Below are 26,518 nucleotides of genomic sequence, written 5' to 3'. Positions count from 1 at the left end.
GTCAGTAGACCACCACGCGCGGCGCGTGCACATACATCGGCCGCGCGGGTACGACGACACAGCCGGCGAGCATCACCGCCAACGCGGCGAGCACGAGCAGATTCTTTTTCATCGGGTCTTTCTCCACATCCATGTTCAGCGGCGCGCGGTCGTCGGCGCCTCAGTGATCCAGTCGAAGCGCGCGGCGCAGGCGATGTCGATCGCGGCGCTACGCCACGCGCCGCGGTCTGGTCGACGCGGCTGCGTCGTCGATGCCGTCATCAAGCCCAGTGGCCCGGCACCCAGCGATAGTTCGGACCATGCTCGACCCAGTGACCCGGCATCCAGTGATAGCCGACGCGTTCGGCCTGCCAGTGTCCGGCGACCCACACGTAGCGGCCGTGATCCCAACGCCAGTGGCCGTGGTCCCACACATAGCCGGCACGCGGCGCGGGCACCGCTTCAAAGCGCGCCACCGGCGGCGCCGAAGGCGCGACGATCACGACCTCCGCGGCCGAAGCCGAGGCCATCGCGGCCGCACCAGCGGCGATCAGAACGGTATTGGCGAGCAGCAGACGAAAGGTTCTGTTCATGATTTCCCTCTTTGGTTGAACACCGGATCCGGCGTTACCGGTTTAATGCGCGAGGGCGACGCAACGCTGACCGCGCGCGTGTAACGGCGGCCGCTGAAGTGCAACGGATTATTTCGACTGAAGCGCGAACGGCGAAAAATGCGGCGTGCGGCAAAGCGCAGAGACGAGGCTTCTGTGTCGAAGCCCGATGGAGAGCGTAGCGAAGGAAGAACAGCATGCGGAAGGCGGCTATCGGAAAGCCACCGCCGAGGCATCGTGGCGACAACGCTGCGCCGAAGCAGCAGCATTCGGCACTCGGCACTAAAGAGCCGGCAAGCCCGAACGCGCAACTGACGCCACCAATGCCGCTCAAGCAAACGCGCACACGAAAGCCACAGAGCATCGCGTCGTCCAACCACGCGCTACCCTGCGGCGCCCTGCATGGCGTTGAAACCGGAACGGCCGCGTCGAAAGCGCGGCCTGTCCGATCAGGCCTGCGGGATTTCGATCTTGACTTCGAGCACCTCGAGATCGTCCTGACGCTCGAGGCTCACGCGAATGTCGTCGTCGGAGATCTTCACGTACTTCGAAATCACGGCCACCAGTTCGCGTTGCAACGCAGGCAGATAATCGGCGGGCGGATGGCCGCCGGCGCGCTCGTGCGCGATGATCAGCTGCAGGCGTTCCTTCGCTACCGACGCGGACTTCTTTTTCTCGCCCAGCAAAAACGAAAGAATCGACATTACGTGCGCTCCCCTTACTTGGTGCCGAAGAGGCGCTGCAGCAGCCCGGGCTTCTGGTAATCGACAAAGCGGAGCGATTTCTGCTCGCCAAGGAAACGCGACACGACGTCCTTATAGGCTTCGGCCACGTCGGTACCGTCGAGATGCACAGCCGGCAGACCCTGGTTCGACGCGTGCAGCACCGCTTCCGATTCCGGAATCACGCCGATCAGATCGATGCGCAGAATTTCCTGGATGTCGGTCAACGACAGCATTTCGCCTTCGTTGACGCGCTTCGGGTTGTAGCGGGTGATCAGCAGGTGTTCCTTGATCGGCTCCTTGCCTTCGATCGCGCGCTTGGTCTTCGACGACAGGATGCCGAGAATGCGATCGGAGTCGCGCACCGACGACACTTCCGGGTTCGTCACGATCAGCGCTTCGTCGGCGAAGTGCATCGCCAGCAGCGCGCCCGATTCGATACCGGCCGGCGAATCGCAGACGATGTATTCGAAGTCCATCGCGATCAGGTCGTTGATGACCTTCTCGACGCCTTCCATCGTCAGCGCATCCTTATCGCGCGTTTGCGACGCCGGCAGGATGAACAGGTTTTCGCACTTCTTGTCCTTGATCAGCGCCTGGTTCAGATTCGCTTCGCCCTGGATCACGTTGATCAGGTCGTACACGACCCGGCGTTCGCAGCCCATGATGAGGTCGAGGTTACGCAGGCCGACGTCGAAGTCGATCACGGCGGTTTTGCTGCCACGCAATGCGAGGGCCGATGCAAAACTCGCGCTCGTGGTCGTCTTGCCCACGCCGCCCTTGCCCGAAGTCACCACAATGATTTTTGCCATTACCCTTACCCTGTGTTCGTCAAATGCATCAGTTATCTGCGGCCTTTTTTCCGCGAAACGCCGTACGCCGGACCATGCCGGGGCCACGCGCGCGTCGCGTCTCTCAGGTGAGCCGCAGTGGTTCAATCATTAATTTTTCTTCTTCGAGCCAGATCTGCACCGGCTTGCCGAGTACGTCGGCAGGCAGTGGGTTCTCGGTCGTTCGATAGATGCCCGCGATCGAAATGAGTTCCGGCTCCAGACACGTGCAGAAGATCCGCGCGTCGTGATTGCCCTGCACGCCGGCCAATGCGCGGCCGCGCAGCGGTGCATAAATATGGATGTTGCCTTCCGCGATCACCTCGGCGCCGTAGCTGACGAGACCGAGTACGACCAGATCGCCTTTTGCGTAGATGCGCTGACCGGAGCGCAGCGGCTTGTCGATCACCATCGTTTGCGGCGAAGTGGCGAGCCGCACCGGTTCGGCCACGGATGCGGCTGCGGGTTCGATTGCGGCGGCGGTGGCCGTGCTTTCAGACTCGTCGGCGGATTCGCTCGCGTTGCCGGTTGCCGCGGCTGCCGTGCCGGCGCCTGCGGCCGTGTTTGCCGCTGCCGCCACGCTGTCTTCGTCGGGCTGCTTCGCAGCCGCGCCACGGCGGTCGCGCGCTTCGAGCAACGGCAATGCCGACTCCGCCGCCCACGCCTGCTCCGCATTCGCGACCACGCCGATCGGGCGCATCCGCACGCTGTCGAGCAGTTGCGCGATCTCGGCGAGCGGCACGCGTTCGTTGGCGGCGAGACGCCGCACGTCGATCGCGACGACGTCGTTAGCGAAAAATTCGGGGGTCGCCTCGAAGCGCCGCGTCAGTTCGGCACGCATCGCGTCGAGGTCGGTCGTTTTGACCACGAACATCAGCGTGTCGACAGAGCCGCTGCGCAGTTCGAAAAAGGGCGATTTCTTGGGCGACATAGCGTTCGGCAAAAATTTTTGCGTATTTTACAGGCGTACACGCGCACTACCAGTTTTTTTGCCGGAAGAATCGGCGCACGCGCATGCGACGCCGCAAGACCCGCGAAAGGCGACGCCCGATGGCTCGCGCGTACCTCGCGAAAAGCGTACGGGAAGCGGCTGGAAAGTGCGCGGTGCGGGTGGAAGAAAGCGTTGCAGCGGAGATTGTGAAGTCGCGGCGGTGAGACCGGGGGGGCTTTATAGCAGCGACTGCTAAACGGAGAGGGTGAAGCGGAGGTTGTGAGGCCAGGTCTGTAAAGCGAAGACCGTGCAGCAAAGCCGGTCACGCAGCGAAACCACAACGCCGCCCCGGCGCCGCTCGCGGGCTCACTGCTGGAACACCTGCGAAGTGGTCGGCACGTGCCGCACCAGCAAACTTTCGACCTGATCGGCCGCGCGCTCGACGCGCCGATGCTCGCCGGCCGGACCGAAACCGAGCGCCTCGTAAAAGCGCATCGCGGTGCGGTTCGCGTCGGCGACCCACGCGTAGATTTCGGTCGCGCCGACACTGGCGAGCCAGTTGCTAGCAGTGTCGACGAGCAGCTCGCCGCCCCGCAGATGACGCACCGCCGGCGCGACCCACAGTTCGCAGACGAACGCGCGACGCACCTCGGCGTCGTCGACATGCGCCTCGATCAGCCCAGCCGGATGGCCCTCGGTGTACAGAATGAAAGTACTGACGGACAGCGACACCGCGTGATCCGCCGCGGTGGCGTTGAAACTGGCCGCATCGGCCGACAACGCGTCCTCGAGTGTCGCGCCGAAGGCATACGGCGCCTCTCGCAGCGACGCGGTACGGAGCTCGCGAAAAACGGCGCCCTGATCGGCAGTGATGCGGCGAACGGTCAATGACGGACTCATGCAGACGAAAACCCCTGAAAACCCTAACGCGTAGCTTTAACCGAACCGGCCGGAGAGTCAAATTTATTATTGACCAGAATAGGCAGCCGCGCGACGTGTTCGCATCGGCGCCGAACCCGCGGCGCGGCGGTCGATGCGACCCGCATCGGCTGCAAGCTTCGCGGGCGAACCGGGCGCGCTTACGGCGCCTCGTAAAGACCCGTGCCGTCCGGCCACGGCGTCAGCAGTTCATAACCGTCGTCGGTCACGGCGACCATGTGTTCCCATTGCGCGGACAGCGAGCGGTCCTTGGTGATCACGGTCCAGCCGTCGCGCTGCACCGAAGTGCCGGCGCGGCCCGCGTTGATCATCGGCTCGATCGTGAAGACCATGCCCGGCTTCAGGCGCACGCCCTGCCCCGGCTGGCCGTAGTGCAGCACCTGCGGATCCTCGTGATAGACCTTGCCGATGCCGTGGCCGCAGTAGTCGCGCACGATCGAAAAACCGTCGCGCTGCGCGATCTTCTGGATCGCATAGCCGACGTCGCCGAGCGTCGCGCCCGGCTTCACCTCGCGGATGCCGGCCACCATCGCCTCGTAGGTCGTGTCGACCAGCTGGCGTGCCACCGGGCTCGGCTGGCCGACGCAGTACATGCGGCTGGTGTCGCCGAAATAGCCGTCCTTGATGACCGCGACGTCGATATTGATGATGTCGCCGTCCTTCAGGACTTCGTTGCGATTCGGAATGCCGTGGCACACCACGCTATTGACCGACGTGCAGACGGTCTTCGGAAAGCCCAGATAGCCGACGTTCGCGGCGATGGCCTTCTGCGTGTTGACGATGTAGTCGTTGCACAGCGCGTCGAGGTCGTCGGTGGACACGCCGGCCTTGACGTGTTCGCCGATCATCGCCAGTACGTCGGCGGCGAGGCGGCCGGCAATGCGCAGCTTCGCGATGTCGTCGGGGGTCTTGTAGGTAATGGCCATGAATTCTGTCGATGTGAGTCGCGGGATGAAGCGCGAAACGATCCGCCGGGGTCGAATGCCGGGCGGCCCGCAACCGCCGCCCGCTCGGGCGATTTTGGGCAATTGTACAGAGGATCGCGGCCGGACCTGACTCAAACTGGCTAAAGCGGGGATAAGAAAGCGCGAATGGCGCGCCCGGCGAAGAGGTGGCGAGCGGTGCGGCGGGCGCCGCTATCGGGCCTGTTTACAGCGACCGCGCAAACGATACGGCGGACGGTTGGGCGGTGGCAGTCGAGATTTTGCCGGGGTTTTTCCGCGGCTTCGTTCCGGCGGTGTGTCGATGCGGGCGGACCAGGGCGTGCGAAAAAAACACCGGCTTTGAAGGCCTGAAGCACGCTGAAACGAATCGCCGCCCCGCAACTCACTTAGTCTTTCTAACTAAATTTCGAGCCCACCTCTTCCAGTCTCGCCGCGCCGCTTCGCGCCATATCGTACGGATCACGCTGATTGCGCGCGTATTGCTTCGGCGCCATTCCCGACCAGCGCCGGAACGCGCGAATAAACGCCTTCTCCGATGCATAGCCGACGCTCTCGGCAATCTCGATCAGGCGTCGCCGCGGATCGCGCAACGCGCCGCTCGCCAGATACATGCGGTACGAGGTCAGATGGCCGATCGGCGTGTCGCCGACCAGCTCGACGAAGCGCGCGCTGAAGCGCGAGCGCGACATGCCCGCCTCTGCCGACAGCGATTCGACGGTCCAGCCCCGCTCCGGCTGCCGATGCAGCAGCGCGATCGCCTTGCCGATCTGCGGGTCCATCAGCCCGCGCAGCCAGCCCGTGTGATTGATCGCCGACGCCAGATGCGCGCGCAGCAGCTGCACGAACAGCACGTCGGCGAGACGCGCGGCGGCGACGGCCCAACCCGGCTGCGCCGCCATCGATTCGCGGATGAACGCCATCAGCGTGCTCGCGAGCCACGGCCCGACGGCCGGATCGTTCGCGCGCACGTGAATCAGCGGCGGCAGCACGCTGAAGAGCGGACTGCGCATCGCCTCGCGATACGTCATAATCCCGGTGTACAGATCGCTGACCGAGCCGCCGCCGCCCGCGGTGAAATGCAGCGGCGTATCGAAGCTCGGCCGGATGCCCTGGTCGGCCATCAGATTGTCGAACGGCACCGGCACGACTTCCGGCGACGACGCGAGCACGTGTTCGTGCCCATGCGGCAACAGCACGAAGTCGCCGGTCTCGACGCGCACCGGCTCCATCCCTTCCACGATGATGTAAAACGGGCTGCCGAAGACGGTGCGAAACGCCGCGCCGTCGACGGCCCCTTTCAGGAATGCCCACGGCGCGGTCAGCGAGAAATGGCCGGTCACGACCGCGTCCGCGCGCAAATCCGCGAGAGTGTCGCTCAACAGGTCCGCCGCCATTTCCCTCTGTCTCCGTATCGTGGTTTAAAAGCGCTGCTGGATGCCCACCATCACGCCGAGCTGGTTCGCGCCCGGCGTCACCGTGCCGGCCGCCGCGACCGAATTCGCCGCGAGCGGGCTGTTGAACATGTACGCTACCGACGAATATACCGTGGTGCGCTTCGACAGCAGATAGTTCGCGCGGCCGACCACCATCGTCGAGCTAGACTGCGAGCGCACGATGTAGCGGATGCCCTGCGCGTCGAACGACAGCGCGGGCGTGACGAAGTAGTTCGCGCCGAGGAAGAACAGATCGGTCTGCTGATGCACCGCCGCCGACGTGTTGCGACGGATCCAGCCGGCGCCGACCTTGCCGCCCTGGTAGGTCAGGTAGCCGTCGACGATCAGCCGCTTGTCGGTGTCGTCGCGGCTCGTGAGCGGCGCGCTCGCACCCGGACCGCCGTTCATCTCGTCGTACGAAACCGCCGCGCCGCCCCAGCCGCTGTCGTACGCGACCATCGCCGTGTACTGGCGACACGCGACCGAATCGCCGGCGATCTGGCCGCCGCAGTTGGTCGCCGACGGACCCGCCGGGCCCGCCGCGTCGCGACCGAAGCTATACGTGCCACCGACCGTCACGCCGTGAAACTTGCCGAGGTAGCCGACCGCGTTGTCGCTGCGCGCATTCGGCAGATAGCTGTCGAAGTTCGCCATCGAATGGATCGACGGGCCGATCACGTCCGCGTTGAGGAACACGTACATCGACATGTTCATCTGCCGGCCGAGCGTGATCGTGCCGTAGTCGCTGCTCACGCCGACGTTCGCCTGACGGCCGAACAGACGACCGCCGTAGTTCAGCCCACCGGTCGAAGTCGCAAAGCCGTTCTCGAGCACGAAGAAGGTCTTGTAGCCGCCGCCCAGATCTTCGACGCCGCGCAGGCCGAAGCGCGACGGCACCTCGCCCGTGAGCGTCGGCATGCCGACGAAGCTGCCGCCCTTGGCCGCATTGTTGTAGTACTCGACGCCGGTATCGACGATACCGTACAGCGTCACACTGCTCTGGCCGAAAGCCAGCCCCGCCGTGCCTGCAAGCACGGCTGCCGCGCAGAACTTCTTCATCTCAATCTCCAACCCGAATTAAAGTAGTACTTATTAATGTGAAATCCTGCCGAGCTCTGCGGCGGATCCGGTTTTTACTGCGATCTGGTACTGCAGGGGTATTGCGGGGGTGCTGCGAGCCGGGGTCCTGGCTGACTGGAATCAGTTGCTCCTGCTGCCGGCGAGAATCCATTGCACGACGGTCTGCGCGTCGGCGGTACTGATCTGGTTCGGCGGCATCGGCACCGCGCCCCATCCACCGGAGGTGCCGTTCTGCACGTGCGCGACGAGCGTCGCGAGTGCGCCCGGCTTGCCGGCGTAGCGCGCGGCGACGTCGCGATAGGCGGGGCCGACGAGCTTCTTGTCGACCGCGTGGCAGCCGAAGCACGCGTGCTGTTTGGCGAGATCCTGAGCGCGCGCGGCATCGACGGCGGGTTGGACTGGTTCGGCGGGTTTGGCCTGGGCCGCCGATACCGAGGTCGCGGCGAGAACAGCGACGAGAGGAACGATCAATGCGCGAATCATGAGGTGTCTTCTATTTATCGGTGTGAATCGGGTATGAAGCGGGTATGAAGCGGGTGCGACGTGAAGAGGTTCAGGCGAGCGGTTGATCGAGCGGCATCGTGCGCAGCCGGGTGCCGTTCGCCTGATACAGCGCCTCGGCCACCGCGGGCGCGACGGGCGGCAGCACCACCTCGCCGCAGCCTTGCGGCACGCGATCGCTGTCGACGATCACGACCTCGACCTTCGGCATCTGCGCGAGATAAAGCAGCGGATAGTCGGCGAAATTCTGCTGTTCGACCGCGCCGTCCTTGAACGTGATCTCGCTCTTGAAGGTGTTGGTCAGCGCGAAGCCGATGCCGCCTTCCATCATCTGCTGGATCAGCATCGGATTGATCGCGCGGCCGCAGTCGACCGCGCAGACGACGCGTTCGAGCTTCGCGTTGCCGTTCACCATCTTCAGTTCGACGACGAGCGCGACGTAGGTCGTGAACGCGCCGCCACGGCCGGTGTAGAGGCAATAAGCGATGCCGCGATGCACGCCGGGCGCCGGCTTGCTCGACCAGCCCGCTTTGGCGGCCGCGCGATCGAGCACGCGCAGCGCGAGCGGATCGTCACGCAGCAGCGTGCGGCGATACGTGAGCGGATCGATATGCGCGGCGTGCGCGAGTTCGTTGATGAAGTTCTCGAGAAAGAACACGCTCGACGTGCTGCCGACGCTGCGCATGAAGCTCACCGGAATCGGCTGGTTCACGTTCACCGAATCGACCAGCAGATTCGGCACGCGATAGCCGAGGTCGTACAGACCGTCGAGCATCGTCTCGTCCCAGCCGCCCGCCTTTTCGTAGTAGTCGCGCTTGATCGACCAGTACAGCGACTGTCCGGCCACGCGGATATGCATCGCCTGCGGATAGCCGTCGGCGCCGAGCACCGCGCGCATACGCGCCGACGCGCAAGGCCGGTAGAAGCCGTGACGGATGTCGTCCTCGCGCGAGCGGATCACCTTGACCGGCCGCCCCACCGCCTTCGACGCCACCGCCGCGTGAATCACGAAGTCCGGCACGTACTTGCGCCCGAAGCTGCCGCCGAGGAACGTCGTGTTGACGATCACCTTGTCGGCCGGCATTTTGAAAATCGCGCCGAGCGTCCAGCGCACCTTGTCCTGCCCCTGGATCGGCCCCCACACTTCGATGTCGTGCTCGCGCACGTGCACGGTCGCGTTGACCGGCTCCATCGTCGCGTGAACGATGTACGGCGTGTGGTAGTCCGCTTCGACGACCCGCTGCGCGCCGACGAATTGCGCGGCGGCATCGCCTATCCGCGTCGCGACCACCGCGTGCTCCGACATCAGCGCGGCCTTGCGTTGCGCGAGAATCGTCGGGCTATCGAACGACGGCGTGCCGGCGTCGTCCCATTGCACGTCGAGCGCATCGCTCGCCTTCTTCGCCTGCCAGTAGGTCGCGGCAACCACGATGATCGCGTCCTTCGCCTGCACGATCTCGACGACACCCGGCATCGCGCGCACCGCGTCGCGATTGCGCACGGCCACCGGTTTGCCGTTGAGCGTCGGCGCCATTTTCACCGCGCCGTTCAGCATGCCGGGCACGTTCACGTCGACGCCGAATTGCGCGCGGCCGCTCACTTTCGCAGGCGCGTCGAGCTTGCCGAGCGACTGACCGATCAGCGTGTGCGCGGACTCCGGCTTCAGGCGCGGCTGCGGATCGAGCGGCAGCTTCGCGACCGCGTCGAGCAATTCGCCGTAGCCGACCGAGCGCCCCGTCTGCACGTGAATCACGCGACCGCTTTTCGCCGTACATTGGGTCGGGCGCACGCCGAGATGCTGCGCGCCCGCCTTCAGAAACGCCGCGCGCGCCTGCGCGCCGGCGGTGCGCAAGCGCATGTAGAACATCGTCACCGACATCGATGCGCCGACGAACTGCTGCGGCATCTCGTTCGCGGCGGAAATACGGTACGCGTCGCGGCCCGTGACGAACTCGACGCTCACCCGGCGCCAGTCGGCATCCATCTCGTCGGCGAGCACCTGCGGCAAGCCGGTGTAGACACCCTGCCCCACCTCGCATTGCGACAGGCCGATGATCGTACGGCCGTCGGGATCGACACGGACCCAGTCGTTGATTTCGTGGAAAGCGCCGGTGCTTGCCGCACCATGCGCGCTCTCGCCCGCTTCGGCTGCTGCGGCCGCTTCAGCGTGCGTGCTCCACGCGAGCGGCAACACGAGACTGCCGGCGATCGCGAAACCGGTCGCGGCGCCGCTCTTCAGGAACGCGCGACGGCTTTCGCTACGCGGCGCAGGCGCGGGCTCGTCGATCTGCGCCGCCGCGCACGCCGCGAGAAGCTCAGGAATTCGCTGCGACATGGACGGCCTCGCGGATACGGTGATAGGTCGCGCAGCGGCACAGATTCGTCACGCTCTGATCGATCTGCGCATCGGTCGGATGGGGATGCTGGCGCAGCAGCGCCGCCACGGCCATCACCATGCCCGACTGGCAATAGCCGCATTGCGGCACGTCTTTCTTGATCCACGCCTGCTGCACCGGATGCGTGACGTCGGCCGACAGTCCCTCGATCGTCGTGATGTTGCGCCCCGCCACCGCCGACACCGGCAGCACGCACGAACGCGTCGCCTCGCCTTCCAGATGCACGGTGCACGCACCGCACGCGCCGATACCGCAACCGTACTTGGTGCCCGTGAGCGCCGCGGCGTCGCGGATCACCCACAGGAGCGGCGTGTCGGGATCGCCGTCGAAATCGAACGGTTTTCCGTTCAGTGTGAATTGCATGCTCGGTCTCTCCCAAAAATCGCCGCCCGAGGTGTCCGTCACGACGAACGCGATGAGTGGGATTCTTGAGGCGGACAAAATGTGCGGCAATGACACAGCCGCCCGAATAGGTTGCCGATCGTCTCGCGGGTATCCCGAAGTGCCCGAAAACGGCCAAACCTCGCGTTTTCCCTGGAATGCCGACTGGCTCTGAAGCAGCGCCGCACAGAGGCCTAAATAGTTCGCTCTTCGATGCCGTTAAAGACGACTATTCATTCCACAAATGGATATTTGTTTCACTAAAGAAACGAATTAAACCATTACGGCAACCTGACTCCTCCCTTCCATGAAAAATCTCACGCTCAATGCGCGCATCGCCGCCACGATTGCATTCCTCGCTGTGCTGCTGATCGCGACTGGCGCGATCGGCATCGTCGGCATGGCCGAAAGCAATCGCGCGCAACGCGACGCGTATGCGGTGCATTACGCGTCGGTGGTCGCGCTGGGCAAGTCGGGTACCGCGATGTCGCGGGCGCGCTTCGGGCTCGATTGGGCGATGGCCAATCCGCACTCGCCGCAGCTAGCGATGCAGCTCGATCGCGCGAACGGCCTGCTCGCGGAATCGGATCGGCGCTGGGCCGAATTCCGTGCGCTGCCGAAGGCCGCCGATCTGGCCGCCCTGACCGACGATCTCGACGCGAAGCGCAACGCGGTGCGCCACGATGGCATCGACAGGCTGATCGACGCGATCCGCGGCGGCGACACTGGCTGGATGGACGAGAGCCGCGCGCAGCATCTGATCGCGCTGTACACCGCGATGAACACGAGCCAGGGCAAGCTCGAGAGCTACCTCGACAGTCAGGCGAGCGCGGCCGGCGCGCGCTCCAACGCGCTCTTTCACGCGATGCTCGCCACCTGCGCGGCGAGCATCGTGCTCGCGCTCGCGGTCGCGTTCCTGAGCTGGCGTTCGCTACGCCGCGCGATCATGCAACCGCTCGCGAGCGCGATGCATCAGTTCGACGCGATCGCCGCGGGCGACCTGAGCACGCGCGCAACGGTCCACGCGAACGATGAGATGGGCACGCTGCTGCGCGCGCTCGCGGCGATGCAGCAGCAGTTGCTCGGCACGGTAGCGGCGGTGCGCTCGGGATCGACGGCGATCGCATCGGCGACGCAGCAGATCGCTGCGGGCAATCAGGACCTGTCGCAACGCACCGAGAAGCAGGCGGCCTCGCTTGGCGAAACGGCGTCGGCGATGGAGCAACTCACCGCGACCGTGCAGTTGAACGCGAGCAACGCCGAACAGGCGAGCGAACTCGCGCGCGGCGCATCGAACCTCGTCGCGCATGGCCGCGACGCGGTGGGCAGCATGATCGAGACGATGCGCGCGATCCACACCGGCTCGTCGCAGATGACGGGCATCATCGGCACGATCGAGAGCATCGCGTTCCAGACGAATATCCTCGCGCTCAACGCGGCGGTCGAAGCCGCGCGCGCCGGCGACGAAGGCCGCGGCTTCGCGGTGGTGGCCGGCGAAGTGCGCGGCCTCGCGCAACGCTCGGCGGCCGCGGCGCGCGAGATCGGCGCGCTGATCGCCGATTCGACGTCGCGGGTCGAACGTGGTGCGGGTCTGGTCGAAGACGCGGGCGGCACGATGCAGCAGATCGAGACGGCGATCGCGCGCGTAACGGGCATCGTCGGCGAGATCGCGCAGGCGTCGCGCGAACAAAGCGACGGGATCCAGCAAGTGGGGATTGCGATCACGCAGATGGACGAGGTCACGCAGCAGAATGCGGCGCTCGTCGAGGAAAGCGCGGCGGCGGCCGCATCGCTCGCGGATCAGGCGCGGGCGTTGCGGGAAGTGATGGAGGGGTTCAGGGTGACGTAAAGTGCTCGCTCCTGCTGTTCGGCAAGCTGACAGAAGGAGTGGAGTGGACTTGACTATCGGCGCCCGGAAATCTTTGGCAGATGGTTTCGCGGAAACGTCGGGGTCGATTCGTAGAACTGATTACGCCGCGAGTCGCCGCGAATTGCCGAAGCGCCGCCTCGCACTCAGTGGCTCGCCGCGAAGCTCGCGAACGCGTTATACGACGGATTCAATGCGGTGCCGTTGAGCATGATACTTTCGAATTGCCTCGGCAAAGCCATTCGACCGCCCAAAGCAAAAACCCCTTGATCTCGATGAGACCAAGGGGTTTTCTGAATTTGGCGGAAAGGGTGGGATTCGAACCCACGGTACGGGGAAACCGTACGCCTGATTTCGAGTCAGGTACATTCGACCACTCTGCCACCTTTCCGGGTATTCCAACTTGCTGTTGCTTTGTCGGATCCAAGCGGGTCGTTGCTTGGGAGAAAAAGATTATAAAACAGCTCGAATAAGTTTTCCAAGCCCCTCGGCGAAAAAACTTCAAAAAAATTTCGCGAGGCCTCGATACCAGCCGCGGCATCGTCACCCACGCGACGACACCGCGCCGGCTCGCAGCGACGCTCAGGCCGCCGGCACTTCCAGCCGCTCCACACCGCCGAGGTAAGGACGCAGCGCCGCGGGCACCGTCACCGAACCATCGGCGTTCTGGAAGTTTTCGAGCACCGCGACGAGCGTGCGGCCCACCGCGAGGCCCGAACCGTTCAGCGTATGGACGAGTTCCGGCTTGCCCTGCGCGTTGCGGAAGCGCGCCTGCATCCGACGCGCCTGGAACGACTCGGTATTCGAGCAGCTCGAAATTTCGCGATAGGTGTTCTGCGCGGGCAGCCACACTTCGAGGTCGTAAGTCTTGGCGGCCGAGAAGCCCATGTCGCCCGTGCACAACGTGATCACGCGATACGGCAACTCCAGCTTCTGCAGGATCGCCTCGGCATGGCCGACCATCTGTTCGAGCGCCTCATACGATGCGTCCGGCGCGACGATCTGCACCATCTCGACCTTGTCGAACTGATGCTGGCGGATCATGCCGCGCGTGTCGCGGCCATACGAACCCGCTTCCGAGCGGAAGCACGGCGAATGCGCGGTCATCTTGATCGGCAGCGCATCCCCTTCGACGATGCTCTCGCGCACCGTGTTCGTCAGCGAAATTTCCGAGGTCGAGATCAGATACTGCGTGATCGTATTTTCGCCGCCGCCCTTCTCGACGCGGAACATGTCGTCGGCGAACTTCGGCAACTGGCCGGTGCCGTACAGGATGTCCGGATTGACGATGTACGGCGTGTAGATTTCGGTATAGCCGTGCTGCTGCGTGTGCGTGTCGATCATGAACTGCGCGAGCGCGCGATGCAGCCGCGCAATCTGGCCGCGCAGCATCGTGAAGCGCGCGCCCGACAGCTTCGCGCCGGTCTCGAAATCGAGGCCGAGCGGCGTGCCGACGTCGACGTGATCCTTCACCTCGAAGTCGAACTGACGCGGCGTGCCCCAGCGGCGCACTTCGACGTTGGCGGCTTCGTCTTTGCCGAACGGCACGCTTTCGTGCGCGAGGTTCGGCACGCCGAGCAGCAGATCGGACAGACGCTTCTGGATCTCGTCGAGCTTCACCGCCGACGCCTTCATCTCGTCGCCGAGGCCGCCGACTTCGGCCATCACCGCCGACGTGTCTTCGCCCCGCCCTTTCATCGCGCCGATCTGCCTGGACAGGCTGTTGCGGCGCGCCTGCATTTCTTCGGTACGGGTCTGGGTATCGCGGCGTTCCGCTTCGAGCGCGGTGAAGGCCGCGACGTCGAGGATATAGCCGCGGTCGGCGAGGCGTTTTGCGACGCCGTCGAGGTCTTTGCGCAGCAACTGGATGTCGAGCATGGGATGGGACGGATGTTCGTTGTATGAAACCGCAATTTTAGCGCACCGGCACGGCCGCCACGTCTCAAGCCTTCTTCGGCTTGTGCTCCGCGCGCCATCGCGCATCGAGATCGGCGAGGCGCGCGAGCTTTTCGCCGATCTTGCCTTCGAGCCCGCGCGGCGTCGGCTCGTACCAATGCGGCTCGCGCATGCCATCCGGCAGATAGGTCTCGCCGGCCGCGTACGCATCGGGTTCGTCGTGCGCGTAGCGGTAGTCGTGACCGTAGCCGAGTTCCTTCATCAGCTTGGTCGGCGCGTTGCGCAGATGCACCGGCACCGCGCGCGACTGGTCCTTGCCGACGAAGCGCCGCGCCTCGTTGTACGCGTTGTACCCGGCGTTCGATTTCGGCGCGACCGCGAGGTAGATGATCGCCTGCGCCAACGCCAGTTCGCCTTCGGGCGTGCCGAGCCGCTCGTAGGTTTCGGCGGCATCGAGCGTGATGCGCGCGGCGCGCGGGTCGGCAAGTCCGATGTCTTCCCACGCCATCCGCACGATGCGCCGCGCGAGGTAGCGCGGGTCCGCGCCGCCGTCGAGCATCCGGCAGAACCAGTACAGCGCGCCGTCCGGATTGCTGCCGCGCACCGATTTATGCAGCGCGCTGATCTGATCGTAGAACGCGTCGCCGCCCTTGTCGAAGCGGCGCAGGTTTTCGGCAAGCGCGCTGCCGAGCAGCGCGCCGTCGATCTCGGTGGTCTTCTGCTGAGCGGCCGCACGCGCGACGATCTCGAGATTGTTCAGCAGCTTGCGGCCGTCGCCGTCGGCGGAACCGATCAGCGCGGCGCTCGCTTCGTCGGTGAAAGTCAGGCCGCCGAGTTCCTTCTGCGCCCGGTCGAGCAGCTCGCGCTGTTCGTCGTCGGTCAGGCTCTTCAGCACGTAGACCGCGGCGCGCGACAGCAACGCGCTATTCACTTCGAACGACGGATTCTCGGTGGTCGCGCCAACGAACACGAACAGGCCCGACTCGACGTGCGGCAAGAACGCGTCTTGCTGGCTCTTGTTAAAGCGATGCACCTCGTCGACGAACACCAGCGTCTGGTGGCCATTCGCGCGATGGATCTGCGCAGTCTCGACCGCCTCGCGGATATCCTTCACGCCCGACAGCACCGCCGACAGCGCGATGAACTGCGCGTGAAATGCATCGGCCATCAGCCGCGCGAGCGTGGTCTTGCCGACGCCGGGCGGACCCCACAGGATCATCGAATGGGCCTCGCCCGATTCGAACGCGACCCTGAGCGGCTTGTTCGGACCGAGCAGATGCGTCTGGCCGATCACTTCGTCGATATTGCGTGGCCGCAGGCGTTCGGCGAGCGGAACATTGGCACGGGTTTCTTCAAACATGACGTTTTGGGGATAATCTCGGCTTTCCGGGCTTTTCCGAACCTTTCGAAACCCTTTCAGGCATGGCCCACGGGGTGCGCGGCGGCCGCTTCTCGAAGCAGAAGCGCAACGCCCGTTCGCGCGGGCGAAGCAAGGCGAAGGCCGCGCGAAGCTGCGGGACGACGCTGCATTATGACAGCGACGACGGCCAAACGAGGGCCGCGGCTACGGCCACCGCTTCGCAGCCCGGGCTTCACGGCAACGATTCCTGCCAAAGACTCGCCGTAACACATAAAGCAACTAGAGCAACACCAACAGGAACAACATCAGATGGCACAAGATTCAGTCGCCGGCGACGCCGGCTCCACTTACGCACCGCTCACGCCGGTGCCCGAAGCGCGTCGCGCGTTTCGCACCGGCGACGCGTTCGCGCTGTGGTTCTCCCTCGGCATCGGCCTGCTCGTCGCCCAGGCGGGCGCGTTGCTGGTGCCGGGGCTCTCGCTGCCGCACGCGCTTGTCGCGATCGTGCTCGGCAGCGTGATCGGCGTCGTGCTGCTCGCGCTCGCGGGCGTGATCGGCACCGACACCGGGCTCGCGGCGATGTCGTCGCTGCGGCCGACGCTCGGCGTGCGTGGCGCGTCGGTGCCGGCGGTGCTGAACATGGTGCAGCTGGTCGGCTGGGGCTCGTTCGAGGTGATCGTGATGCGCGATTCCGCCGACGCACTCGCGAAGCAGGCATTCGGTCTGTCGATGCCGCTCGTGTGGACGGTGATTTTCGGCCTGCTGGCGACGCTGCTCGCGATCAGCGGCCCGCTGTCGTTCGTGCGGCGCTTTCTGCGCAAATGGGGCATCTGGCTGCTGCTCGCGGGCGCCGCGTGGCTCACGTGGAATCTGCTCGCGCGTCACAACCTCGCGGAGCTGATGCAACGTCCCGGCACCGGCGAGATGTCGTTCGGCGGCGCCATCGACCTCGTGGTCGCGATGCCGCTGTCGTGGTTGCCGCTGATCGCCGACTACACACGCTTCGGCCGCCGTGCCGGCGAAACCTTCCGCGGCACGCTGTACGGCTATGGCATCGCCAACATCTGGTTCTATGCGCTCGGCGCGGTCTACGGCCTCGCGGCCGGCGGCGGCGACGCGTTGCTGACCGGCGCGCTCGCGCAAGCGGGCGGCGGCCTCGCGCTGCTGCTGATCCTGATCGACGAAATCGACAACGCGTTCGCCGACATCCACTCGGCCGCGGTATCGACGGGTACGTTCTGGACACGCGCCAGCGTGCCGCTGCTGTCGGCGGCGTTCGGCGCGCTGTGCACGCTGATCGCGCTGCTGGTGCCGATGGCGAAGTATCAGAACTTCCTGCTGCTGATCGGTTCCGTGTTCGCGCCGCTGTTCGGCGTCGTGCTGATGGATCACTTCATCGTGCGCAAGCGCCGCATCGACGCCGCCGTGCTCGCCGACGTGCGCGGCCGCTATGGCTTCTCGGGCGGCTGGCATCTGAGCGCGTTCGTCGCGTGGGCGATCGGCATCGCGTCGTATCAGGTGATCAACCAGTGGCTGCCGAATCTCGGCGCGACGCTGCCGTCGCTCGCGATCGGCGCGGTGTGCTACTTCGTGTTCGTGTCGGCGCGCAAGACCGCGTATGCGTGAGTGCGCGATATCAGACGCGGTTGCGGCCGCGGCCGTGACTGCCTGAAGCGCGGCAACGCCTGAAAATGAAAATGACCTGCAAATCGAATTGCAGGTCTTTTTTTATGCGTCGAACAGAGCGGGAAAAAGACCGCACGCCTACGCCGAATATCGGTCTGTTGTCGACGCGGTGTTAATTCTTTGCAGCCTTGCGCCGCCGCGATTCGACCTTGCGGCACAGGTCCGTCAGCAGCCAGCGCGCGACCGTCTCCGGCCGATTCGGCGCGTACGGCGCAAACCTGGTTTCGTTTTCGAAGTGGACGATGACCGTGCCGGTCATCACGCGATAAGTACCGGCGTAGTTCACGCCGTCCAGCTCCACGCTCAGCGCATGCGTGGTTTCATATTCCGCTAAAGCCAAGGTAAAAGCGACATCTCAAAAAGAAGATTCTCATTATCGCTTCGACCCCGATAAAGTCAAATAAATATGCAAACTATTGCATATGAAGTTATTGCCGATTTTCGACTGCGTGTATTGCTCCGTGAAACATCTTATTGGCTTGCCGTTTTCCGCACGGATACCCGCGTTATTGCCGCTCTAACGCAGCCATGGGCACGTCGGCGAAATGCGCGAGCGCCCGATTACCTTCGCGATGCGCCTCGGCTTCATCGAAAAAGGTTTTGTCGCTATAGGCGACCACCTTGAAGCCGCTGCCGACCGGCCGCGGAACCGTAATACCCCAATGCCATCCGCCCTCCTGCTCGAATACGTGCAGCGACGGAGACCGACTCAATTCATGTGACGAAGACGAGTTCATGACATGCCTCACCTTTGCAAACTTTCGATGCGACTACTGATTCCGTTCAGTGTAGGCGTTATTTTGTTGCGACGCAGCAAAAAAGTGTTAGAGAGTGCTGACTAAAGTTTAAAAAATAATCAAGACACGACGCCCGGCCCGCTGCCGGCGTCAATCGCTCAGTCTCGCACTAAACCAGGACCTCTGCTGACGCCGACCCGGCGCTGACAAATGCGTGCGGGCAATAAAAAAGCCGCGCCCGAAAGCGCGGCTTCATCAGCCTTCATCGACGGCGCCGGCTCGCGGCGCGACACGGCTTATCCGTTGATCACGTCCGCGCCCTTGGGCACCGTGAACTTGAACGCATCGGCCGGCAGTTGCGGATTCTTCTGGATGTTCGAGAAGGTCAACAGCGTGACGTTGCCGAACACGTCGTGCAATTCCATCGCTTCGAGATTGCCGTCCTTGAAGCCGATCCCGACGCGCTCGAATTGCGTGTCCTTCGCCTTCGGCGTCAGTTCGAGCCAGTCGATGCCCGCCTTCACGCCCGCGTCGCGCAGCGTGAAGTTCTTGTCGAGATCGTTGCTGCCGAACAGGATCGCCGCGGGGCTCGCGCCGAGCGCGTTACCCAGCGCGCGCACCGTGACCTGATTGAGGTCCTTGTCGTACACGTAGAGCTTGTCGCCGTCGGCCTGCAGCAATTGCGCGTAGGGCTTCTCGTATTGCCAGATGAACTTGCCGGGCCGCGCGAACGTGAACGTGCCGCTCGACGTGGTCGGCTTGCCCGGGTTCGCGGTGGACAGCGCGCCGCTCGCGCCCTGCGCCTTGCTCGGCGCGCGCACTTCCTGCTGCACGAAGGTTCCGCGCGCGGCATGAACCTGCGCGACGAACGCCTTCAGTTGCTCGGTGCCGCTCGCGAAGGCCTGCGACGCGACCAGCAGCGATGCGCCGATAGCCACGCTGCCCGCGCCACGCACGACACGACGCACGAGCCGGCCCAGACGGTCCGTCTGACACTCACGATGCTCACGACGCTCGCGGGCCTGCTGCTGCGCGATTGCTTGCATATGGTTTTCTCCCTTGACTGGATTCGGTATTGGGTGCGCTGGAGTGACACATAAGCGGCACCCGGGCATCACGCGGGCAGTACACACCCGCACTCACGATGGCGGCAATGGACGCGGCTTACTCCGCTTCCCGCGCCGGTGCCAGAATTTCGCGATTGCCGTTCGACGACATCGCCGACACCACGCCCGAATTCTCCATCTGTTCGAGCAGACGCGCCGCCCGGTTGTAGCCGATGCGCAAGTGCCGCTGCACCAGCGAGATCGACGCGCGACGATTCTTCAGCACCACGTCGACCGCCTGATCGTATAACGGGTCCGACTCGCCGTCGGTGGACGCGGTTCCCGCCGAGCCTTCGTCGCCCTCGCCGCTCACCCCGCCTTCGAGAATGCCCTCGATGTAATTCGGCTCGCCCTGCTCCTTGAGCTTGTCGACGACGCGATGCACTTCGTCGTCCGACACGAACGCGCCATGCACGCGCACCGGCAAACCGCTGCCCGGCGGCAGATACAGCATGTCGCCCATGCCGAGCAGCGACTCTGCGCCCATCTGGTCGAGAATCGTGCGCGAGTCGATCTTCGACGACACCTGGAACGCCATCCGCGTCGGCACGTTGGCCTTGATGAGGCCGGTGATCACGTCGACCGACGGACGCTGCGTGGCGAGGATCAGGTGCAGACCGGCCGCGCGCGCCTTCTGCGCGATCCGCGCGATCAGTTCTTCGACCTTCTTGCCGACCACCATCATCAGGTCGGCCAACTCGTCGATCACGATCACGATGTTCGGCAGGCGCGTCAGCGGTTCCGGATCGTCCGGCGTCAGGCTGAACGGATTCGGCAGCTTCTCTTCGCGTTTCGTCGCTTCGTCGATCTTGTTGTTGTAGCCGGCGAGGTTACGCACGCCGAGCTTGCTCATCAGCTTGTAGCGGCGCTCCATTTCGGCCACCGCCCAATTCAGCGCGTGGCCGGCCTGGCGCATGTCCGTCACGACCGGACACAGCAGATGCGGAATGCCTTCGTAGACACTCATTTCGAGCATCTTCGGGTCGATCAGGATCATCCGAACCTGCTCGGCGCTCGCCTTGTACAGCAGCGACAGAATCATCGCGTTGATGCCGACCGACTTGCCCGAGCCGGTCGTACCGGCAACCAGCAAATGCGGCATCTTCGCGAGGTCGGCGCACACCGGCTTGCCGCCGATGTCCTTGCCGAGGCCCATCGTCAACGGCGACGCGGCATCCGCATACACGGCCGAGCCGAGAATCTCCGACAGGCTCACGGTCTGCCGACGCTGGTTCGGCAGTTCGAGCGCCATGTAGTTCTTGCCGGGAATCGTCTCGACCACGCGGATCGACACGAGCGACAGCGAGCGCGCGAGGTCCTTCGCGAGATTGACGACCTGGCTGCCCTTCACGCCGGTGGCCGGCTCGATCTCGTAACGCGTGACGACCGGGCCCGGATAGGCAGCGATCACGCTGACGTCGACACCGAAGTCCTTCAGCTTCTTCTCGATCAGACGCGACGTGAATTCGAGCGTGTCCGCGGAGATGGTTTCCTGCGCGGCGGGCGCGGGGTCGAGCAGCGAGATGGGCGGCAGCGTCGAATCGCCGGGCAGATCGGTGAACAGCGGCACCTGCCGTTCTTTTTCGACACGCTCCGATTTCACCGGCGTGGCGAGCGGCGGCACGATCACCACCGGCTCGTGCTCCTCGATGCGCACGCGGCCCTTCTCGACCTTGCCTTCGCGCTTGACCGCGGCCGCTTCGCCGAGCTTGCGATCGCGCCCGGCCTCGCGGCGCAGTTTCGCGAACGTGACCGCGGAAATGAGCGATTCGCCGACCTTCTCCGCCACCGACAGCCACGAAAAACGGAAGTACAGCGACAGCCCGATGGCGAGCCCGAGCAACAGCGCGAGCGTGCCGCCGGTGAAGCCGAGCGCATGCGACACGCCGCGCGCGACCGCCTCGCCGACCACGCCGCCGGTGTTGCCCGGCAACTGCACTTTCAGCGACCACATCCGCAGCGCTTCGACGCCGCTGCACGACAGCAGCACCAGCACGAACGCAAACGCGTCGGCCAGCCAGCTCACGCCGCGCGGCACGTCTTCCTGATCGTCCTCATGACGGCTGATACGGCGATAGTTGGCGGAAATGTGACGGCCGAGCAGCACGATCCACCAGTAGGAGGACAGGCCGAACAGCAGCAACATGACGTCCGAGGTTCTCGCACCCACGCGACCCGCCCAGTTCGCGATGTGGTCGGTCTGCGCGGAATGGGTCCAGCTCGGGTCGTGTCTGCTGTAGCTGACGAGCGACATCAGCAGGAACACGCCGAGCGCCACCTGCAGAATCCAGCGGATTTCGGTGAAGAGGCGCGACATGCGATGCGGCAATGCCTGCGCGCTCGCGGAATAAGGAGCTTTTGCCATTGATCCTGTTGCCTGGGGTAGCCGGTTCAGGCTGAACTGCCGCCGGGAGCAAGGCGCCGGGCCACGCCGCGCGCGGCTTCGGGCCCGTTCCCGGCTACCGGAAACTTCGATCCGGCCTATTGTAAACGCTGCGCCCCGCGCAAGGCTGTAAATGACGGTAACTTGACGGTTTGGCCACCTCGCCGCGCCGCCAACGCCTATCGCGGCGATCAGAAAGCTTGATGGCGCAGCCGCGCGCCCCGCCCTTTATAATGGCGGACTGACACCCATCTATAGTTTCAGCTCAAAAACCGCACGGCTTCGCACGAGCGAGCCGCGCGCCGTACAAGGATTCGATCATGCCCGCTACTGCAACGAAACACGCCAAGGTTCTGATTCTCGGTTCCGGTCCCGCCGGCTACACGGCGGCGGTCTACGCGGCGCGCGCCAACCTGGCGCCCGTGCTCGTCACGGGTCTCGCGCAGGGCGGCCAGCTGATGACCACGACCGACGTCGAAAACTGGCCCGCGGACGCCAACGGCGTGCAAGGCCCGGAACTGATGGCGCGCTTTCTCGAGCACGCCGAGCGCTTCAACACCGAAATCATTTTCGACCACATCCACACGGCCAAGCTGAACGAAAAGCCGATCCGCCTGATCGGCGATTCGGGCGAATACACGTGCGATTCGCTGATCATCTCGACCGGCGCATCCGCGCAGTATCTCGGCCTGCCGTCGGAAGAAGCGTTCATGGGCAAGGGCGTGTCGGCCTGCGCGACCTGCGACGGCTTCTTCTACCGTCAGCAGCACGTCGCTGTGATCGGCGGCGGCAATACCGCGGTTGAAGAGGCGCTGTATCTCGCCGGCATCGCGAAGAAAGTGACCGTGATCCATCGCCGCGACAAGTTCCGCGCGGAGCCGATCCTGATCGACCGTCTGCTCGCGAAGGAGAAGGAAGGCGTCGTCGAGATCAAATGGAATCACGTGCTCGACGAAGTGACCGGCGACCAGTCGGGCGTGACCGGCCTGCGCGTCAAGCACACGCAAACCGGCGAAACCACCGACATCGCGCTGCAAGGCGTGTTCGTCGCGATCGGCCACAAGCCGAACACCGACATCTTCGAAGGTCAGCTCGAGATGAAGAACGGCTACATCATCACGAAGGGCGGCCTGAACGGTTTCGCGACCGCCACCAGCGTGCCGGGCGTGTTCGCCGCGGGCGATGTGCAGGACCACGTGTACCGCCAGGCCATCACGAGCGCGGGCACCGGCTGTATGGCCGCGCTCGACGCGCAACGCTACCTCGAAACCATCAACGAGATGGCCGGCGAGCACGCGATGAGCGCGGAAGCGGACCGCTGATCCGCTGCGCGCAACGGTAAAATGACGGCGAGGCGTAGCCCGGCCGTCTGCTCGATAGAAAGGCCGCGGCTGCAATGTCCGCGGCTTTTTTTATGTTCGTCGCGGTTGCGCGGTACGTGGACGCCCGGCATGCGCACGGCGCTTTCGTTTTTTCGCGCTTTGCTCTCGCAACGCATCCGACGCCGCGCCCGGCAACCCCGCGCCATCGATTGACCTTTCCGCCCGTATTGCCGCCATGCCGAAGAACCAGCCCCATCCGAACGAACCGAAACGCCCGCCTACCGCCGCGCGACCCGCGCCCGCGCCGGTTGCGCCCGCCGCCGCGCCGAAGCTCGAACGCGCGACGGGACTCGCCGGGCTCGGCGCGTTGCGCGACGCGTTGAAGGGCGATGCGCAGCGCCGCGAACGCGAGCAGGCCATGGCCAAAGCGGCGCAGCGCGAAGCAGCCGCCGACGCCGATCTGTTCCGCCGCGAGATCGGTGAAGTCGCGCCGCTGGCGATGCCGCCGCGCGCCACGCTCACACGCAATCCCCCGCCGCCGCTGCCGGTGCAAACCCTGCTCGACGAAGAAGCGGTGCTGCACGAAGCGATCTCCGACGAATTCGACCCCGAAGTGCTGCTCGAAACCGACGAGACGCTATCGTATTGCCGCCCGGGCGTTAGCCGCGACGTCGTGCGCAAGCTGCGGCGCGGTGACTGGATCGTGCAGGCGCAGATCGACCTGCACGGCATGCGGCGCGAGGAAGCGCGTGAGGCGCTCGCGGAATTCATCCGCGAATCGGTGAAGCGCGGCCTGCGTTGCCTGCGCGTGATTCATGGCAAGGGACTCGGGTCGATCGGCAAGGAACCGGTGCTGAAGGGCAAGGTGCGCGCGTGGCTCGTGCAGAAGTCGGAGGTCATCGCGTTCTGCCAGGCCCGCCCGCACGATGGGGGCGCCGGCGCGGTGGTCGTGCTGTTGCAGCCGGGGGCATTGCCGGCGCACGGGGTGCAGGGAACGCAAGCGAAGGGCTGAACGCTGGAACCGCCGGGCCCGTAGCCGCGAGCGAGCCTGGACACGGTGAATCGCCGGATCAGGCACGGCGCTATGCGTCGGCCTTGATCTGCGCAGTCTCGCGCGCGTTTGGCGCGTTTGGCGCGTTTGGCGCGTTTGGCGCGTTTGGCGCATCCGGCGCATCCGGCGCATCCGGCGCATCGGCGCATCGGCGCATCGGCGCATCGGCACATCGGCACATCGGCACATCGGCACATCGGCACATCGGCGCATCGGCGCCAGTACTCTTTGCAAAAGCTGTCGATTTTCGCAGCCGTCGTTCGTCGTCGGGTAAACGGCCATGGTGGCCGTTGCGCGAAGGCCGTCGTGGCCACCGCGTACAGTGCGCAGTGCAACCATCAAAGGTGATCGCGATGCCCCTGCAACTCTATGCCCACCCGTTCTCCTCGTACTGCCAGAAGGCCCTGACCGCGCTCTACGAAAACGGCACGCCGTTCGAGATGCGCAAGCTCGCGTACGACGACCCGCAAATCATGGCCGAATTCGCCGCGCTGTGGCCGATCAAGCGCTTCCCGGTGCTGGTCGACGGCGAGCGCACCGTGATCGAGGCGAGCATCATCATCGAATATCTGGGCCTGTATCACCCGGGGCCGGTTGCGCTCGTGCCGGCCGATCCGCGCGTCGCGCTCGAAGTCCGCATGATGGACCGCTTCTTCGACAACTACATTTCGACGCCGCAGCAGAAGATCGTCTTCGACAGCATGCGCGAGGCGACGGAACGCGACGCGCGCGGCGTCGCCGATGCGCGCGCGATGCTCGACACCGCGTACGCATGGCTCGACAAACGGATGGCCGGGCGCGAATGGGCCGTGGGCGAGCACTTCACCCTCGCCGACTGCGCCGCCGCGCCGTTCCTGTTCTACGCCGACTGGACCCATCCGATCGACCCGGCGTTCGCGCACGTACGCGCGTACCGGCAACGGCTGCTCGCGCGGCCGTCGTTCGCGCGCGCGGTCGATGAAGCGCGGCCGTACCGGCCGCTGTTTCCGCTGGGCGCGCCGGATCGGGATTGAGCGAAAGGCTGCGCCAACGCGCGCGGCCCGCGCGCCCAGCTCGCCCCGGCGCGATGCCTATTGCGCAACCACCTGATACAGGTGCGGGAGCCCGTTCTGTTCGAGGTATGTTTTATTGACGAACAGGAAACTGTTGCCATCGAACTCGCGGATTCCCACCCATTCCCTCTGCTTCGGCTCGAGGTTCACTTCGATGTCTTTGCGTTTCGGATCGTTTTTTTGCTTCCAGCTGAGAGCCTTCAGTTTCAGCTCGAAGTCCCGGCGCAGCTTCGGCAAATCGAGCGCGTTTGTCTCGAAGCAATGTTCGATGAACGGCACCGTCTCCAGCACGAGCAAATCGTAAAGCCGCTCGGGCTCGCCGGCGGCGTCCCTGAACACCCGCGCGGCGCACAGGTAGCGCGGCAGGATGACCGGATGTCCGGACCGGAACAGCTTCACCGCGCGGTAAAGCTTGTTGATCTCGGTGAAGTCATAGGAACCCTTGACCGTATTTCTCAGCGTCACCGACGCCTCGAACGGCTTTTTGCCCGTACCGGTGCGCGGCTTCAGAAAGCGGATCCGGCTGGCCGCCGTGTACAACGCGCCGGCCTGGCTGTATCGCACGACGAGATCGGACGAAGCGGACTGGTCCAACACCTTCGCGACGGCGCTGCCGCCGTTGGCTTCCGCCTCGACGCTGAAAATCTCGCCCTGCAGCAGCTTTTGCAGCGGCTCCTTGACGAGCGCGTTGAATGCCGTGATAGACAGCCGCGACATCGTTTCAAAGGACCGGTCGGCGCCGGCGCTCGCGGTGCAAGCCGGCTCTTCGTCGTCCGGCTCTTCGTCCGCAGCATCTGCTTCCAGCAGCTCTTCGTCTTCCGGACCATCGCCGAGCAGACCGTAATTGCGGGAGTGGAGCCCGTCGTTCAACTCTTCGGCGGCGTCGAGTTCTATCTGCAAACGCTCGACTTCCGAGTCGTTCGGGCCGTTCGCCGTCAACTGCGCGTCGATGCTCTCCTGAAGCACATGCATGAGCTTGTGAAGCTCGGACTTCCAGCCGTCGATCGTCGCCTCGCGCACCGGATCGGCCTCGATGTGATCGGCGATGTCATCCTCGTCCGGCAGGCTGGCGTGCTGCTGCAACGCCTCCTGCGAGGCTTCGTAGTATTGCGCCAGCGTGTCGCGAATGTCCCGCACTCTCGCGCTAACGTCTCTGTCGTCCAGCATTCGAATACCTTTTTGTGGTGGGAGCGGCCGACCAATCTACCGCAATCTCCATCGCAAAACCGCACGAAACGTGACTGTTCCCGCCAATCTGAGTACTCTTTATGCCGCAGGCATGCCCCACCGCGAAAACGGGGCAAATATCGC

General features: G+C 64.7%; 23 protein-coding genes and 1 tRNA gene. 5 read left to right on the top strand and 19 right to left on the bottom strand.

Annotated elements, in window-relative coordinates:
• Positions 1-260: 260 nt before the first annotated feature.
• From HHL14_RS09045 to HHL14_RS08995, 11 genes are all read right to left on the bottom strand, one after another.
• Positions 261-572 carry a YXWGXW repeat-containing protein gene (locus HHL14_RS09045; RefSeq protein WP_169497240.1) on the bottom strand — a complete coding sequence of 104 codons (312 nt, stop codon included), beginning with the start codon at positions 570-572 and terminating at the stop codon, positions 261-263.
• Positions 573-1,039: 467 nt separating this feature from the next.
• Positions 1,040-1,294, bottom strand: coding sequence for a cell division topological specificity factor MinE (gene minE, locus HHL14_RS09040; protein WP_090542927.1), 255 nt, complete (start codon positions 1,292-1,294; stop codon positions 1,040-1,042).
• 14 nt (positions 1,295-1,308) lie between these two features.
• Positions 1,309-2,124: a septum site-determining protein MinD gene (minD, locus tag HHL14_RS09035; protein WP_167036735.1), complete on the bottom strand. Its 816-nt coding sequence runs from the start codon at positions 2,122-2,124 to the stop codon at positions 1,309-1,311.
• A gap of 103 nt (positions 2,125-2,227) precedes the next feature.
• Positions 2,228-3,073, bottom strand: coding sequence for a septum site-determining protein MinC (gene minC / locus HHL14_RS09030; protein WP_169497239.1), 846 nt, complete (start codon positions 3,071-3,073; stop codon positions 2,228-2,230).
• A 366-nt stretch (positions 3,074-3,439) separates the two neighbouring features.
• Positions 3,440-3,973, bottom strand: a complete 534-nt coding sequence (locus HHL14_RS09025) for a GNAT family N-acetyltransferase (protein ID WP_169497238.1) — start codon at positions 3,971-3,973, stop codon at positions 3,440-3,442.
• Positions 3,974-4,152: 179 nt separating this feature from the next.
• Positions 4,153-4,938 (bottom strand): type I methionyl aminopeptidase, encoded by a 786-nt coding sequence (gene map, locus HHL14_RS09020; RefSeq protein ID WP_169497237.1) that lies wholly within the window; start codon positions 4,936-4,938, stop codon positions 4,153-4,155.
• A gap of 413 nt (positions 4,939-5,351) precedes the next feature.
• Complete coding sequence (locus HHL14_RS09015; protein ID WP_230412962.1) at positions 5,352-6,335, bottom strand: AraC family transcriptional regulator; 984 nt, start codon at positions 6,333-6,335, stop codon at positions 5,352-5,354.
• Positions 6,336-6,374: 39 nt separating this feature from the next.
• Positions 6,375-7,448, bottom strand: coding sequence for a porin (locus tag HHL14_RS09010; RefSeq protein ID WP_169497235.1), 1,074 nt, complete (start codon positions 7,446-7,448; stop codon positions 6,375-6,377).
• 141 nt (positions 7,449-7,589) lie between these two features.
• Positions 7,590-7,952, bottom strand: coding sequence for a c-type cytochrome (locus HHL14_RS09005; protein WP_169497234.1), 363 nt, complete (start codon positions 7,950-7,952; stop codon positions 7,590-7,592).
• 70 nt (positions 7,953-8,022) lie between these two features.
• Entirely contained in the window at positions 8,023-10,305 is a 2,283-nt protein-coding gene (locus HHL14_RS09000) for a xanthine dehydrogenase family protein molybdopterin-binding subunit (protein WP_169497233.1), read from the bottom strand.
• On the bottom strand, positions 10,286-10,729 hold the full coding sequence (locus HHL14_RS08995) for a (2Fe-2S)-binding protein (RefSeq protein WP_169497232.1): 444 nt from the start codon (positions 10,727-10,729) through the stop codon (positions 10,286-10,288). The genes HHL14_RS09000 and HHL14_RS08995 overlap by 20 nt, the downstream gene beginning before the upstream one ends.
• A 325-nt stretch (positions 10,730-11,054) precedes the next feature.
• Here HHL14_RS08995 and HHL14_RS08990 point away from each other — a divergent pair, with 325 nt between their 5' ends.
• On the top strand, positions 11,055-12,596 hold the full coding sequence (locus HHL14_RS08990) for a methyl-accepting chemotaxis protein (protein ID WP_169497231.1): 1,542 nt from the start codon (positions 11,055-11,057) through the stop codon (positions 12,594-12,596).
• 318 nt (positions 12,597-12,914) lie between these two features.
• Here HHL14_RS08990 and HHL14_RS08985 read toward each other — a convergent pair.
• From HHL14_RS08985 to HHL14_RS08975, 3 genes are all read right to left on the bottom strand, one after another.
• Positions 12,915-13,005: transfer RNA gene (locus HHL14_RS08985), tRNA-Ser, on the bottom strand.
• 191 nt (positions 13,006-13,196) lie between these two features.
• Positions 13,197-14,492 (bottom strand): serine--tRNA ligase, encoded by a 1,296-nt coding sequence (serS, locus tag HHL14_RS08980; RefSeq protein WP_169497230.1) that lies wholly within the window; start codon positions 14,490-14,492, stop codon positions 13,197-13,199.
• A gap of 64 nt (positions 14,493-14,556) precedes the next feature.
• Positions 14,557-15,870: a replication-associated recombination protein A gene (locus HHL14_RS08975; RefSeq protein WP_169497229.1), complete on the bottom strand. Its 1,314-nt coding sequence runs from the start codon at positions 15,868-15,870 to the stop codon at positions 14,557-14,559.
• 309 nt (positions 15,871-16,179) lie between these two features.
• On the opposite strand from HHL14_RS08975, the gene cytX reads away from it, so the two are divergent.
• A complete protein-coding gene (cytX, locus tag HHL14_RS08970) occupies positions 16,180-17,496 on the top strand; it encodes a putative hydroxymethylpyrimidine transporter CytX (RefSeq protein WP_169497228.1) in 1,317 nt (438 codons plus the stop codon).
• Positions 17,497-17,668: 172 nt separating this feature from the next.
• Here cytX and HHL14_RS08965 read toward each other — a convergent pair whose 3' ends face one another.
• From HHL14_RS08965 to HHL14_RS08950, 4 genes are all read right to left on the bottom strand, one after another.
• Positions 17,669-17,896, bottom strand: a complete 228-nt coding sequence (locus HHL14_RS08965) for a hypothetical protein (RefSeq protein ID WP_169497227.1) — start codon at positions 17,894-17,896, stop codon at positions 17,669-17,671.
• Between the two features lie 166 nt (positions 17,897-18,062).
• Positions 18,063-18,293, bottom strand: a complete 231-nt coding sequence (locus HHL14_RS08960; protein WP_169497226.1) for a hypothetical protein — start codon at positions 18,291-18,293, stop codon at positions 18,063-18,065.
• Between the two features lie 296 nt (positions 18,294-18,589).
• The gene (lolA, locus tag HHL14_RS08955; protein ID WP_169497225.1) at positions 18,590-19,339 is read right to left on the bottom strand and encodes an outer membrane lipoprotein chaperone LolA; all 750 of its coding nucleotides are present in this window, start codon (positions 19,337-19,339) and stop codon (positions 18,590-18,592) included.
• A 118-nt stretch (positions 19,340-19,457) separates the two neighbouring features.
• Positions 19,458-21,764 (bottom strand): DNA translocase FtsK, encoded by a 2,307-nt coding sequence (locus HHL14_RS08950; RefSeq protein ID WP_169497224.1) that lies wholly within the window; start codon positions 21,762-21,764, stop codon positions 19,458-19,460.
• A 338-nt stretch (positions 21,765-22,102) separates the two neighbouring features.
• Here HHL14_RS08950 and trxB point away from each other — a divergent pair, with 338 nt between their 5' ends.
• The 3 genes from trxB (at position 22,103) to HHL14_RS08935 (ending at position 25,168) form a co-directional block, all read left to right on the top strand.
• On the top strand, positions 22,103-23,104 hold the full coding sequence (trxB, locus tag HHL14_RS08945) for a thioredoxin-disulfide reductase (protein WP_169497223.1): 1,002 nt from the start codon (positions 22,103-22,105) through the stop codon (positions 23,102-23,104).
• A gap of 235 nt (positions 23,105-23,339) precedes the next feature.
• Positions 23,340-24,116: a Smr/MutS family protein gene (locus tag HHL14_RS08940; RefSeq protein WP_169497222.1), complete on the top strand. Its 777-nt coding sequence runs from the start codon at positions 23,340-23,342 to the stop codon at positions 24,114-24,116.
• Positions 24,117-24,508: 392 nt separating this feature from the next.
• Entirely contained in the window at positions 24,509-25,168 is a 660-nt protein-coding gene (locus HHL14_RS08935) for a glutathione S-transferase family protein (RefSeq protein ID WP_169497221.1), read from the top strand.
• Positions 25,169-25,225: 57 nt separating this feature from the next.
• Here the strand turns inward: HHL14_RS08935 and HHL14_RS08930 are convergent, their stop codons facing one another.
• A complete protein-coding gene (locus HHL14_RS08930) occupies positions 25,226-26,374 on the bottom strand; it encodes a hypothetical protein (RefSeq protein ID WP_169497220.1) in 1,149 nt (382 codons plus the stop codon).
• Positions 26,375-26,518 lie beyond the last annotated feature (144 nt).

It is taken from the genome of Paraburkholderia antibiotica, from assembly GCF_012927125.1.
Classification (GTDB): domain Bacteria; phylum Pseudomonadota; class Gammaproteobacteria; order Burkholderiales; family Burkholderiaceae; genus Paraburkholderia; species Paraburkholderia antibiotica.
Note: the sequence above shows the minus strand (reverse complement) of the source record. Positions and strands in the feature narration are given on the sequence as shown.

What these genes read in the sequence shown, in the direction of transcription:
- HHL14_RS09045 (WP_169497240.1), bottom strand. Translation starts at nt 572, where the DNA reads ATGAACAGAACCTTTCGTCTGCTGCTCGCCAATACCGTTCTGATCGCC.
- minE (WP_090542927.1), bottom strand. Translation starts at nt 1,294, where the DNA reads ATGTCGATTCTTTCGTTTTTGCTGGGCGAGAAAAAGAAGTCCGCGTCG.
- minD (WP_167036735.1), bottom strand. Translation starts at nt 2,124, where the DNA reads ATGGCAAAAATCATTGTGGTGACTTCGGGCAAGGGCGGCGTGGGCAAG.
- minC (WP_169497239.1), bottom strand. Translation starts at nt 3,073, where the DNA reads ATGTCGCCCAAGAAATCGCCCTTTTTCGAACTGCGCAGCGGCTCTGTC.
- HHL14_RS09025 (WP_169497238.1), bottom strand. Translation starts at nt 3,973, where the DNA reads ATGAGTCCGTCATTGACCGTTCGCCGCATCACTGCCGATCAGGGCGCC.
- map (WP_169497237.1), bottom strand. Translation starts at nt 4,938, where the DNA reads ATGGCCATTACCTACAAGACCCCCGACGACATCGCGAAGCTGCGCATT.
- HHL14_RS09010 (WP_169497235.1), bottom strand. Translation starts at nt 7,448, where the DNA reads ATGAAGAAGTTCTGCGCGGCAGCCGTGCTTGCAGGCACGGCGGGGCTG.
- HHL14_RS09005 (WP_169497234.1), bottom strand. Translation starts at nt 7,952, where the DNA reads ATGATTCGCGCATTGATCGTTCCTCTCGTCGCTGTTCTCGCCGCGACC.
- HHL14_RS09000 (WP_169497233.1), bottom strand. Translation starts at nt 10,305, where the DNA reads ATGTCGCAGCGAATTCCTGAGCTTCTCGCGGCGTGCGCGGCGGCGCAG.
- HHL14_RS08995 (WP_169497232.1), bottom strand. Translation starts at nt 10,729, where the DNA reads ATGCAATTCACACTGAACGGAAAACCGTTCGATTTCGACGGCGATCCC.
- HHL14_RS08990 (WP_169497231.1), top strand. Translation starts at nt 11,055, where the DNA reads ATGAAAAATCTCACGCTCAATGCGCGCATCGCCGCCACGATTGCATTC.
- serS (WP_169497230.1), bottom strand. Translation starts at nt 14,492, where the DNA reads ATGCTCGACATCCAGTTGCTGCGCAAAGACCTCGACGGCGTCGCAAAA.
- HHL14_RS08975 (WP_169497229.1), bottom strand. Translation starts at nt 15,870, where the DNA reads ATGTTTGAAGAAACCCGTGCCAATGTTCCGCTCGCCGAACGCCTGCGG.
- cytX (WP_169497228.1), top strand. Translation starts at nt 16,180, where the DNA reads ATGGCACAAGATTCAGTCGCCGGCGACGCCGGCTCCACTTACGCACCG.
- HHL14_RS08960 (WP_169497226.1), bottom strand. Translation starts at nt 18,293, where the DNA reads ATGAACTCGTCTTCGTCACATGAATTGAGTCGGTCTCCGTCGCTGCAC.
- lolA (WP_169497225.1), bottom strand. Translation starts at nt 19,339, where the DNA reads ATGCAAGCAATCGCGCAGCAGCAGGCCCGCGAGCGTCGTGAGCATCGT.
- HHL14_RS08950 (WP_169497224.1), bottom strand. Translation starts at nt 21,764, where the DNA reads ATGGCAAAAGCTCCTTATTCCGCGAGCGCGCAGGCATTGCCGCATCGC.
- trxB (WP_169497223.1), top strand. Translation starts at nt 22,103, where the DNA reads ATGCCCGCTACTGCAACGAAACACGCCAAGGTTCTGATTCTCGGTTCC.
- HHL14_RS08940 (WP_169497222.1), top strand. Translation starts at nt 23,340, where the DNA reads ATGCCGAAGAACCAGCCCCATCCGAACGAACCGAAACGCCCGCCTACC.
- HHL14_RS08935 (WP_169497221.1), top strand. Translation starts at nt 24,509, where the DNA reads ATGCCCCTGCAACTCTATGCCCACCCGTTCTCCTCGTACTGCCAGAAG.
- HHL14_RS08930 (WP_169497220.1), bottom strand. Translation starts at nt 26,374, where the DNA reads ATGCTGGACGACAGAGACGTTAGCGCGAGAGTGCGGGACATTCGCGAC.